Origin of the sequence: Bradyrhizobium sp. 31Argb, from assembly GCF_043638955.1 — a bacterium.
GTDB lineage: Bacteria > Pseudomonadota > Alphaproteobacteria > Rhizobiales > Xanthobacteraceae > Bradyrhizobium.
Genome location: NZ_JBEGDB010000515.1, coordinates 1 through 2,379, shown reverse-complemented (window position 1 = coordinate 2,379; position 2,379 = coordinate 1). Strand labels below are relative to the sequence as shown.

The 2,379-nt window shown below is 58.5% G+C and carries 2 protein-coding genes; one reads left to right on the top strand and one right to left on the bottom strand.

Annotated features, from left to right (window positions below; all coding sequences use genetic code 11):
- On the bottom strand, positions 1-753 hold a 753-nt coding region (locus tag AAFX91_RS40835), incomplete at its 3' end, for a macro domain-containing protein (protein WP_394570258.1).
- Positions 754-1,240: 487 nt separating this feature from the next.
- On the opposite strand from AAFX91_RS40835, the gene AAFX91_RS40830 reads away from it, so the two are divergent.
- A complete protein-coding gene (locus AAFX91_RS40830) occupies positions 1,241-1,633 on the top strand; it encodes a YciI family protein (RefSeq protein ID WP_394570257.1) in 393 nt (130 codons plus the stop codon).
- The last annotated feature ends 746 nt before the right edge of the window (positions 1,634-2,379 follow it).

Here is a 2,379-nt window from a genome sequence, read left to right as displayed (position 1 = left end):
AAATCCGTAGCCATGTGAGTCTCCTGTCAAAGGTAAACTCACAGAAACCATCTTACACTGAGTTACTGACACCCTCAGCGAAAGCGGAGCGCCATTACCGTGATTTCGCACGCTGGTCAGCGCACCCCGCAACGCGTTCCACAGTGTAGGAACATCCGAGGAAGCCTTTGATGTCTCTGGGTCCGTGTACGACATCGCGACCAAGAATACTTTGTGCGGGCTACGCGCAAGCACGGCAGTCGTCCCGATATCGTACTTCGTCTTGGGCGCGATAGGTCGCTGGGTCCGAGTGCCTTTGATGCCAGTCAACGCGTTGTCGACTAGGGCGCGAAAAAGCGCCGTGTCACCGCCATATGTAGTGTTGATGAGTTTCCCGTGAAGCGAGTTCTGCGACACCACGTGCCCGACGTCACTGTCAAAGAACTCCCCCGCGCCAATGAGCCAGTCAGTCGACTGCTCGAACAGGTCCCCGTAGCGAATTCCTATTCGCGTATCAGTAGTCGGCAGGTTGAATGCGACTGACCGCACTTCATAGACGTGCCAGAGGAACCAGATCGCCGATACTGCGAGAACGAACGCACTGTAGTAGTTGCCGTGGACCTTGATCCAGAGCTCGGCCGTGTCGGAGACCTTCGTGGTGATCTCCGTTATCAACCAGATGCCACCGGCCGCACTCAGGGCTTGCGTAAGTCCGGTCGACCAACGCCGACGGATTCCCACGTTGAATGACTTGATAGCCCCGCCGAACATCATGATTCCCCCAACGGTCAATCATATCGACGGGTTTGGACAATTCCAAGTTGCGCCCGGCGATTGGCTGCGTGCCAGCGCCTTTTCCAAGGTTGCCGGTCCCAGCGCCCACCCGGCCCATTTTGGTCCCTCTGCACCCACGGGCCCCAGTTACAATCAGCCCCCGAACGTTGCCCCCTCCCGCAGATGACTCCAAAAACAAGGCGATTGCCCCGGATTTGCCCCCCCGGGCCGGTTTGGCGCCGGGCAGCAGCAGGGAAATCAAAAAGAGCGCGGTGGTCGCGCCCTTTGGCTGATTCCGCATGCAATAGCTGCCCCGCCCATCGTCTCCGAGAGCCTTGATCCGGACCATCGCACCATCGCGATATTTGACCTGGAAGCGGTCATTCGCGCTGTCGGTAAAATTTGCAGGACGACGTCGATTTCCGAGAACCCCGTTCGTCGTTTCGATGCCAAGCCGATGAGGCCGGCTCAAATGAGGAGACCGACGATGCGTGTGATGGTGTTGGTGAAGGCGACCGACGACAGCGAGAAGGGCTTTTTCCCTACGCCCGAGACGACTGAAATGCTCGAGGCGATGGGCAGATTCAATGATGAACTGCGTAAGGCCGGCATCTTGCTCGCCGCCGATGGCCTCAAGCCCTCCTCGCAGGGCAAGCGTATTGCGTTTGATGGCCCCGGCCGTACGGTCATCGACGGGCCTTTCGCCGAGACCCGCGAGCTCGTCGCCGGCTTCTGGCTCTGGGAAGTCAAAGATATGGACGAGGCGGTCGCCTGGGTAAAGCGCTGCCCCAACCCCATGCCGGGACCGAGCGAGATCGAAATCCGGCCGCTATATGAGATGGCTGATTTGCGATCCGAACTCACACGAAACGACTGCTAAGCCGGCTCAAGTGACGCGCTTATTCAGTACCACCGCGGAATATATACCTCTTGATTCCCATAGCGTATCACCGGCGCTACGGGCGGGCCGTATGGATCGACCCGGTCGTCCTCAGGGCGATAACGATATCGTGGAACAATATAATAATCCCAGTAAGGAGTTTCCCTGACGATGGGTACCCTGACGATTGCCCTTGCCCGTGGTTCACGAACGACTCTGGCGTCCTGCGCATAGGCTGCAACACTGAACGTCCCCAGATTACACAGCACCAGGGCCGTTCCGAGAGCGACGGTCTTTATCCTCATGCCTCGGCCTCCTTGCCACAGCGGCAAATAACGAGCACCTGCTCATGATTGTTCCCGCCACGCGAGGCTTAAAGGCGACGGGTGGGACGCCCGATCGCTGGAGAGGCGGCAGCGAAGGAGCCGAGCGCAGAGTAACGCAACTATGAGCGCAATCCATCGAAATTGAAGAGGCCGCCGGCATATCTCCGGCGGCCTCCGCGCTTAACGTCGTTCGCTGCGCTGCATCTCGACTAGAGATCGATGCCGACAGCGATGTTACGGCCCTGTAGTTCGGCAATCTTCATTCCCTCGGCCTGCAACTGCGTGAATTCCGGGTCCTTTGCCACGGCCTCCTGCACTTTGCCGTAAGCTTCCCAACTGGAGTACTGAAATGGACCCCGATTGTGGGACCACGTGCTTAGTTGGAAGGGGCTGCTCCGTTTGATAGACGGAGCGCATGAT